Here is an 8,017-nt window from a genome sequence, read left to right as displayed (position 1 = left end):
ATCGGCCGAGCTAATGTCGAGCCGGTGTTTGTTAGGGTAAATATGTTGCAGGCGCTGGCGGTTATTGGCAATGCCGATCCCTTTCCGTTCGGTGGCAGGTCGTTTTTCGAAAATGGTATTTTTACAGATGAACAGCATTTGGTTGCCGTTTACCCTTAAGCAAATATTAATAACTGATGGCTGGTGTTTACTTACGCCATATTTAAAAATGTTTTCAATAAAGGTCATTAGTATCAGGGGCGGAATTTTTTGATTGTCAATCTTGCCCGAAACTTCAAAATCAAGCTTTGTTTTTTTGCCGAGGCGCAGGCGTTGCAGATCGATATAATCATTGATACAATCAATTTCGTTTTGCAGCAAAACAAAATCCTCCGTTACCTCATCGGTTACATAGCGCATGATGTTAGAGAGTTTCATGATACTTTCGGAAGTATGCGCACTATTGGTGACCGATAAGGCATAAATATTATTTAGCGTATTGAATAAAAAATGAGGATTGATCTGGGCTTTAAGAAAAGAGAGTTCGGCATGGGCTTTTTCGGCTTCGGCACGGGTAACCATCTGCTCGGTAAGCTGCCATTTCTGAACGGTGGCAATAGCAACGCTTAATCCCATCACAATGATGAAAATGAACAAGCCAACCATATCAATATTGCCCGACTGATGAATGAAAATAATGCGGTTGGTGGGCTTAAGGCTGGGGTCCTGCATGCGCAGATCCTCATGTGGCAGCGGACCAAAAGGCATATTTTGTTGATTAGGCGCTGAACTGTCAATGCCTGTAGGCGTAATCTGCGGCCCTATAGGCTGCGGATTGGGAACGGCCGTTGTTGACGGTTTGTTTCCTTTAATGAGGTTGTGAAGAAGCAGGTTATCAAAAGGCTGCAAAAAGTAAACACAGCCTGAAAGCAGCAATACGATAAGCCCATACCAAACATATCTTTTACGGAACACGAACTGAGGCACCAGGTACCACGCGTTCAGGTAAAACATAAATATATAGGTGAGGCAAAACAGCCAGTAGTAAGGCGAAAACAATACGGTATAAGTACCGGCGCTGCTTTGCTGCGTACGGTTCATGAACAGTAGCGGAAACCCTAAAAACACAAGCCAGCCGGCAGCATGAATGAAAAAAGTAGTTGCTTTTGAGCGGATCATTTGAATTAAGATTCTTTTTACTCACCTATGCCGGAGCAGCCGGGCGGCACACATTAACAGCCGGGTTTTAGTATCTAAAAAAAAAGCACCTGTACATTGCGCACAGGTGCTTCATCTTTATGAAAAAAACCTATAATTCAGTGTCCCTGCTCCTGAATTATAAATCAAAGGTGCAGTTGGACGGGTGTTTTAACAACCATGTGTCGGTGAACCGGGATATTGTATAGATGAACGGGTAGGGGGGCCGCGCCACAGCATAGTCTTTGGCCCAAAGTCATAAGTTCTAAGAAGCTGTTTGAATTTTGTTTGAGAAGCTTTTACGTAGAGACGCATCACATGCGTCTCTCAGAGAACAAGACGCTTTAAGTTGTTAAGTTCAGGAATTTGCAGGCGGGAGACGCATGTAATGCGTCTCTACATTTTAAGACAGTCAAATTTAAACAGCCTCTAAGTATGGAAATAGAAAAGCGGTTTGCAGCTTTCGGCTTCGTGCTGTTGACTTGGCGTTAGTGGATTTTGTTTGAGGAAGTAAACGCGGAAAAATAACAAAGCCCCCTTGCACTCGCTGCTTGGGGGCTTTAACCTAAACCTTATCACTGATCAATTTATTATTTGATGGTATAAAGGTAGTTTCCATGCAGAAATATGAAATTTTGTACCGACGAATAGGGGGATTGAATGGATGGAAGGGGATATTGCCTGAAACTTAAGCTGCCAAAATTGGAGATAGTAACCAAGCCGACGCAGAGCAAACCTGTTTTTTAATGACGGCTTTTACGATAGCAGCAATACTTGTTTCGCCGAAAAGGTCTATATTTATTTTACCAAATACTTAATCACAGGCGGTGACTCGAACTCGTATAATCGGCATTTGTCTAATATTGTTAGGGATAGCAATGTTGTTCTTTGGGGCATCCATGTTTACATACCAGGGGAACAACTTAAACCCCTTAGTAAGTAAAGCTGGAATGTATTCTTTTATTCTTTGGCTACCCACCATAATTATCGGTATGGTTTTATTAATTGTTGGTCGCCGTATTAAGTAGATTTTTAGCGAAGAGCTTAACACTGATCAAATTTAATTCGCGAAATAGTATTGAATATGATTTTATTGCTTGAGTTGTTGCAGTGTTTTCTTACCGCTCTCGCTTTTTGGATTAAGTTCAACCGATTTTTGATACATCTTAATGGCCTCTTGTTTTTCACCGTTTTTCAGTAATGCCTCTCCGTAGCTGTCAAAAGCATTCCAGCTGTCCGGGTTTAAAAGCGTGTTTAATTTAAATACACCTAACGCTTCTTTATTTTTCCCCTCTTTGATTAATGAATAACCCCACGAATTTAAGTCATTTTCAGAATGCCGGCTTAATGCCTCTTCCTTCTTCGTTTCGTTAGAAGCGTTGATATTATAATCCAGTGCCTCGGCCATTAAGATCGTTTTTGATTTATTGTCGAGCGTTGCGGCGTAGACTTTGGCGATACAGTTGATGACCAGTGCAGGGTTATCAATAAAAATATAGTGGCCGCAGTCATAGGCCGTGATGCTTGTCCGGTTGTTTGCAGTCTTGACAAATTCCTCGTGACAGCGTCTCCAATCGCCTGCATCCACGGAATTATCAAAAGGCGGGCGACCGGAAACAATGTCGATAATCGGAATATTGGTCGGGAATGGGCTTTCGCGAACTAATTTTACATTTGTACTTATGTCTCCATACTGGTAGTAGAGTCCGGGCTTTATTGTTTTTATTGCCACTTTATCTATATCGTTTTGCCGTTGAAGAGCGCTAAGCCTGCTATCGAACCAGCAGCTGGTACTTCCGTCAATCAATACAGCAGCTTTTACTTTGTCGGGATGGCGGTAAGCGTAAACCGTTGCGGAAAAGGCACCCTGCGAATGGGCTACCAGAATGATGTCCTTATCATATCCCAGCCGGTGCAGTGCTGTTTCTAACCCCCTAATACCATTTAATAACCCATGCTTGTTTGTATCAAGTGTGCTTCTGCCAAAGCCAGGCCGATCGTAAGTGATCAATGTAGTGCCGGTTAATTCGGATATCGGTTTGAGTAACCCGGTCCAAACCGAAGCATCGTCACCACCGCCGGCTTCAAATAAAATTGGTGTGCCATGTCCCTTAACTATGCAGAAATGAATCTTATAATTTCCTGCATCAACTAATGTGTCAATCGCCTGGTATTTGGTAACTGGTTTGGATTGTCCAAATGAGGTATATCTAAATAATAAGAACATGAATAACAAAAGGTATCTCTTCATACAAGGTTCAAATTAGCGAAGGGTGATAGATAACAAAATAATAAAGCTATTTAAGATCATTTTAACGTATTAAAAATTATGCCAGTCTATAAATTACTGACATGTAATTAGTTAAATAATATTATGCCGAAATGCTGTAACGGAAACGGGCAGAAGATGTTCGTTTTTATTGTTTAGGTGTCCGGGATTTTTGGAATAGAAATGGAAGATGTTTGAATGTCGACATATAATCTATGTTTTAGAGGAAACCTTATCAAAGATCAAATTATTATCAGAATAGGGGTAAGATTAGCCGCGTGGCAGAAATAATAAATTTTGTACCAACGAATAAGGGGATTGAATGGATGGAAGGGAGGGTATTGCCTGAAACTTAAGCCGGCAAAACTGTAGATAGCACCCAGCCTTGTTCAATGAGAACGCAGCGTAAATTTTTATGATTTCAGGCAACTGCTTTCTCCGATGATCGTAAAGCCGTCATGATTATCTTAATGTTTTTTCGATCCCTTAGTATGGTAATGGGTTGATTATTGGGCCGACTGTTAATTAAAATGTCGTTATCGTCGAAAATTATCGTTATCTCCTCACCCCAGGAGAACCATGACACACGAGTGGTGCATACAAAATAACCTGGCTTGTGATGCCTGACGTTCCGAAAGCCAAGTGATTTTAATACATGTTTAATATTTTCTACCGATGCATCCGGAACCTGATGTTTTTCAAATACCTGGTTTTGGTACAGCCGTTTTACGACCAAAATGGATAGTATAACGAAAATAATTAATTGGATGGTTCCCGGCACTTTCAAGTCATCGTGATGAAATTTAAAGCCTGAATAAAGCTCAATGGCTCCGACTGCAGTGCATCCTAATGGCAAAACAACAAAAAAATAATGGCGATAAAAGTCAGAAATCTTTACCGGCCATCTGCCTGAAGCCTTGATTTTAGCAAGTTCATTTTTAGTCATATTTAATACGGAGAGTAATCATCTTGAAGCTGTACAATTACGAATACAACTGCAAAGCGCCGGTGTTAATTTATTGGTCAAATTTAGCGGAACTTTTCACTTTATTTGAGGATCCTTATCGCCGATCAAATTATTATTTGATGGTGCAAAGTTAGTAGCGTTGCATGTTTTGTAAAGGCGGATGGGAAGCTTATTTTCTTAAGTGTTTTAAAGGCGAACTATCGGCGTACGATAACGAACAATGCCAAAATCAACAAAAATATAATCGGCTATATATTAACGGGATACATTTGTGGCCCAATAATTATACTGCTTTTATATAAATAAAACATATCTTTTTCCATACGCTTTTGAATTACCTATGCCTGTAACTAAACATATTTTTGCGATTTTAATAACGACCTTAAGTTTAAATTCAACTTGTTGTTTAGCACAACAAGCCATAACAGGTAAAGCTAAAAATACCGGACATACCGGGCCTGATTTTAAAACACTCGACGCTAAAATTTTACAATGGCAGCAGGAGCTTCATATTCCTAACGTAGGAGTGGGCTTGATAGAAAATGGCGTTATTGTAAAATCTCAGGTATATGGAAATGATCATCAGGGGAAACCAGCCCCAAGAGATATGCTTTTTGAAGTTGCTTCCGTTACAAAAGTAGTGTTCACAACCCTTGTGCTTAAACTGGTACAAGAAGGGAAATGGAATTTAGATGAGCGGTTATATAATTATTATGTAGATCCGGATGTTGCTTCAAGTCCCTATGCTAAAGAAATAACCACGCGCCACGTTTTAAGTCATCAATCAGGATTTGATAATTGGCGATGGATGAACCCGAGTGGAAAGTTGGTGTTTAATTTTGAACCTGGTAAAAAGTTTAATTACTCCGGCGAGGGTATGGAATATCTTCGGTTGGCCATAGAACATAAGTTTCATAAGTCGCTAACCCAATTGTCCGACTCTCTATTGTTTAGGCCATTGCATATGTACAATACCAGCCACGAATGGGATGGCAAAAAGGATTTTGTCAGGTATGCAAGAATGTACGATTCCGAAGGCAAGGAAATTGTAAAAACAGATTATTCTGTTCAAGCCAGTGCCGCCGCCGGCTTAACAACCACTGTTGATGACCTGTCTGAATTTGCAGTTGATATCCTAAAAGGTGCTCATCTTTCTAAATCGTTGTACAGCGAAATGGTAAAGCCACAGGTAGAGATCAATCCTAATCTGCAACAGGGATTAGGCTGGCGTATTGTAAGCGGATTAAGCAATAACGAATACGCGTTAGAGCACGCGGGAAATGACCCCGGTGTTGCATCTATTATTGTATTGTTGCCAAAATCAAAACGGGGGATAGTTGTGTTAACTAATGGTGACAATGGACTTATTATGTGTAACAATATCGTAAGAGCTGCTTTTCAAGACGGGCCGCTTATAATTTACAAAGCTTATAAGAGTGCTCCTGTTAGTGAAATGCCCAGGGCAATTAAGTTGGCTGATAGTGTACTTAACGGGTTTGCAGGTAGTTATAAAAGGCCGGATGGAGTAGCGGTAACAGTTACATTGAAAGATAATGCATTGGTACTAAAAATGTCGGGAATACCCGATCTGAATTTAATCCCGCAATCCCAGGATAGATTCTATCTTTTAGATTTAGACGCTAAGATAGTTTTTACAAAAGATGATAAGGGACAAGTTAACGCTGTTTCGATTGAGGACGGGCAAAATGTAATTAAATGCGCTAAGGTGTATAATTAGGTTTGAGACACATTAGAATTTATCATTATTATCTTTATAGGAAATCTTATTGATTAAATGATTATAGCCAAATAGATTATGAAGCTCCTCCTAACCTCCGCAGGTATCAGCAACGCAAGCATTCGTAACGCACTGGTTGAGCTACTGGGCAAACCGATTGCCGAGGCGAGTGCCCTTTTTATCCCCACCGCGATATACGGCATCCTCAATGGCGGCGACATAGTACGAAGGGTTATCTGCGGAACATTAGGTGACCCATTTTGCGAATTAGGTTGGAAATCCATGGGGCTGCTTGAGCTTACAGCATTGACAAGCATCAAACAGGAGCTTTGGGTGCCTTTGCTTCAGGATACTGATGCCCTGCTGGTTGGTGGCGGCGATTGCCAGTATCTTTGCTACTGGATGCAGCAATCCGGACTGGCAGACTTATTGCCATCGTTGCTTCAAAAAATGGTATATGTTGGCTTGAGCGCCGGTAGTATGATCATGACCCGCTTCGGAACTACCTATGGCAATCATACACTGCCGGCCGAAAGTGATAGGTCGTTAAATTTTGTTGATTTTGCACTGCATCCGCATTTAGATCATGAATGGTTTCCGAAGAATTCCCTGGACAACATTGAAAAACTGGCAGCTACAATACCGGTGCCGTCATACGCAATTGACGATCAAACCGCTATTAAAGTGACCGATGGAGCTGTAGAGGTTGTTTCAGAGGGGCATTGGAAGTTGTTTACCCCATAATATTGCGGAAGGTTGCTAAAAAATGTTTGATATAATAACTTTAGATACCCACCTGCGGTACATATCCTGCTCTAAACATATTAACAAACGAACGCGGAGTTAATACTTGAACAACATTCACATTTGGTAGCGCCATTCCTTTTTCATAACCGGCAGGGCTCCATAAATATAATCGGTCATCTTTTAACAAATACGGCTCATCATCATAAACTACAAATGCGCCGCTGGGTAGCGCATTTAATCTTTCTTCATAAGTAACCTTTGATCTATCAGCAGTTATACGTTCGATTTGCAAGATCTCATCTATTTTGGATACCGGCGTTTTCATATTGAAACCGTATTGCGGGTTGCCTTTTAGCCAAAACTCTTTAAACCTTTGATGGTCTTTATATCTGCATTGAAAGCAGGGGCGGTGCCCGGCCGAAAAAGCTGTGGCCTCATCAAGAAAGAATAGTTCGGTCCAGCGGTCGGGCTGCATAATTTCCCTGTGACGACCTCTAAACTCCAGCACACAGGTTATCCATGCTTTAATTTTAAAGGGACGTACTATTTCCTTTAGCTCGTTATGGATTACGCCGCGGTTACCGAGCCATGCACCGTGTTCAGGCGTTTTAATGAGTTGTCCAAATGGGTCTACACGGTTTTGCAGCATAATAAGAGTTAAAGCTACATCAATTATTTAAGACAAAGCATCATGAAATATAATACCCAGGCTATGCCGTTTACCGCTATGAACAGGGCTCACGCCATGTTTCATATTTACCCTGTAATAACCTTTGCTGCCTTTTACAGGTCTAAAGTTAGTGGTAAATAAAACCATATCTCCCATACCGGGAGTAAGCACGTTGGCCTTTGATTGAGCTCGTGGGATCTGCTCGGTGATCACAAATTCGCCGCCGGTATAGTCCCTGTTATGCTGATCGAGCATGAAAACCATTTGGATAGGGAAATATACTTCACCGTAAAGGTCCTGGTGCAGGGTGTTAAATCCGCCTTCGGTGTATTGCAATATAAGGGCGGTAGGTTTGGTTTGCCCGGCTTCATGGCTTAGCTGCTTCATTTCCTCATGCGTATCAGGGAATTGCTTGTTGATCCCAAGCTCTTGCATCCATTTATTGGCGAC

General features: G+C 41.3%; 7 protein-coding genes. 2 read left to right on the top strand and 5 right to left on the bottom strand.

The annotated features are described in order from the left end of the window. From VF500_RS24555 to VF500_RS24545, 3 genes are all read right to left on the bottom strand, one after another. On the bottom strand, positions 1 to 1,158 hold a 1,158-nt coding region (locus tag VF500_RS24555), incomplete at its 3' end, for a sensor histidine kinase (RefSeq protein WP_330862200.1). Positions 1,159 to 2,266: 1,108 nt separating this feature from the next. Next, a complete protein-coding gene (locus tag VF500_RS24550; RefSeq protein WP_330862199.1) occupies positions 2,267 to 3,427 on the bottom strand; it encodes an alpha/beta fold hydrolase in 1,161 nt (386 codons plus the stop codon). A gap of 439 nt (positions 3,428 to 3,866) precedes the next feature. Further along, a complete protein-coding gene (locus tag VF500_RS24545) occupies positions 3,867 to 4,391 on the bottom strand; it encodes a hypothetical protein (RefSeq protein ID WP_330862198.1) in 525 nt (174 codons plus the stop codon). Between the two features lie 361 nt (positions 4,392 to 4,752). Here VF500_RS24545 and VF500_RS24540 point away from each other — a divergent pair, with 361 nt between their 5' ends. Continuing rightward, positions 4,753 to 6,150 carry a serine hydrolase gene (locus VF500_RS24540; protein WP_330862197.1) on the top strand — a complete coding sequence of 466 codons (1,398 nt, stop codon included), beginning with the start codon at positions 4,753 to 4,755 and terminating at the stop codon, positions 6,148 to 6,150. Between the two features lie 78 nt (positions 6,151 to 6,228). Beyond that, positions 6,229 to 6,894: a Type 1 glutamine amidotransferase-like domain-containing protein gene (locus VF500_RS24535; RefSeq protein ID WP_330862195.1), complete on the top strand. Its 666-nt coding sequence runs from the start codon at positions 6,229 to 6,231 to the stop codon at positions 6,892 to 6,894. A gap of 40 nt (positions 6,895 to 6,934) precedes the next feature. Here VF500_RS24535 and VF500_RS24530 read toward each other — a convergent pair whose 3' ends face one another. Beyond that, a complete protein-coding gene (locus VF500_RS24530; RefSeq protein ID WP_330862194.1) occupies positions 6,935 to 7,546 on the bottom strand; it encodes a hypothetical protein in 612 nt (203 codons plus the stop codon). A gap of 27 nt (positions 7,547 to 7,573) precedes the next feature. Continuing rightward, positions 7,574 to 8,017 (bottom strand): 2OG-Fe(II) oxygenase (locus VF500_RS24525; RefSeq protein ID WP_330862193.1); only part of this gene is annotated, 444 nt, incomplete at its 5' end.

The organism is Mucilaginibacter sp. (genome assembly GCF_036383575.1).
Classification (GTDB): domain Bacteria; phylum Bacteroidota; class Bacteroidia; order Sphingobacteriales; family Sphingobacteriaceae; genus Mucilaginibacter.
Note: the sequence above shows the minus strand (reverse complement) of the source record. Positions and strands in the feature narration are given on the sequence as shown.

Excerpts from the sequence above, each read along its gene's own strand:
- VF500_RS24535 (WP_330862195.1), top strand. The coding sequence starts at position 6,229 with ATGAAGCTCCTCCTAACCTCCGCAGGTATCAGCAACGCAAGCATTCGT.
- VF500_RS24530 (WP_330862194.1), bottom strand. The coding sequence starts at position 7,546 with ATGCTGCAAAACCGTGTAGACCCATTTGGACAACTCATTAAAACGCCT.
- VF500_RS24550 (WP_330862199.1), bottom strand. The coding sequence starts at position 3,427 with ATGAAGAGATACCTTTTGTTATTCATGTTCTTATTATTTAGATATACC.
- VF500_RS24540 (WP_330862197.1), top strand. The coding sequence starts at position 4,753 with ATGCCTGTAACTAAACATATTTTTGCGATTTTAATAACGACCTTAAGT.
- VF500_RS24545 (WP_330862198.1), bottom strand. The coding sequence starts at position 4,391 with ATGACTAAAAATGAACTTGCTAAAATCAAGGCTTCAGGCAGATGGCCG.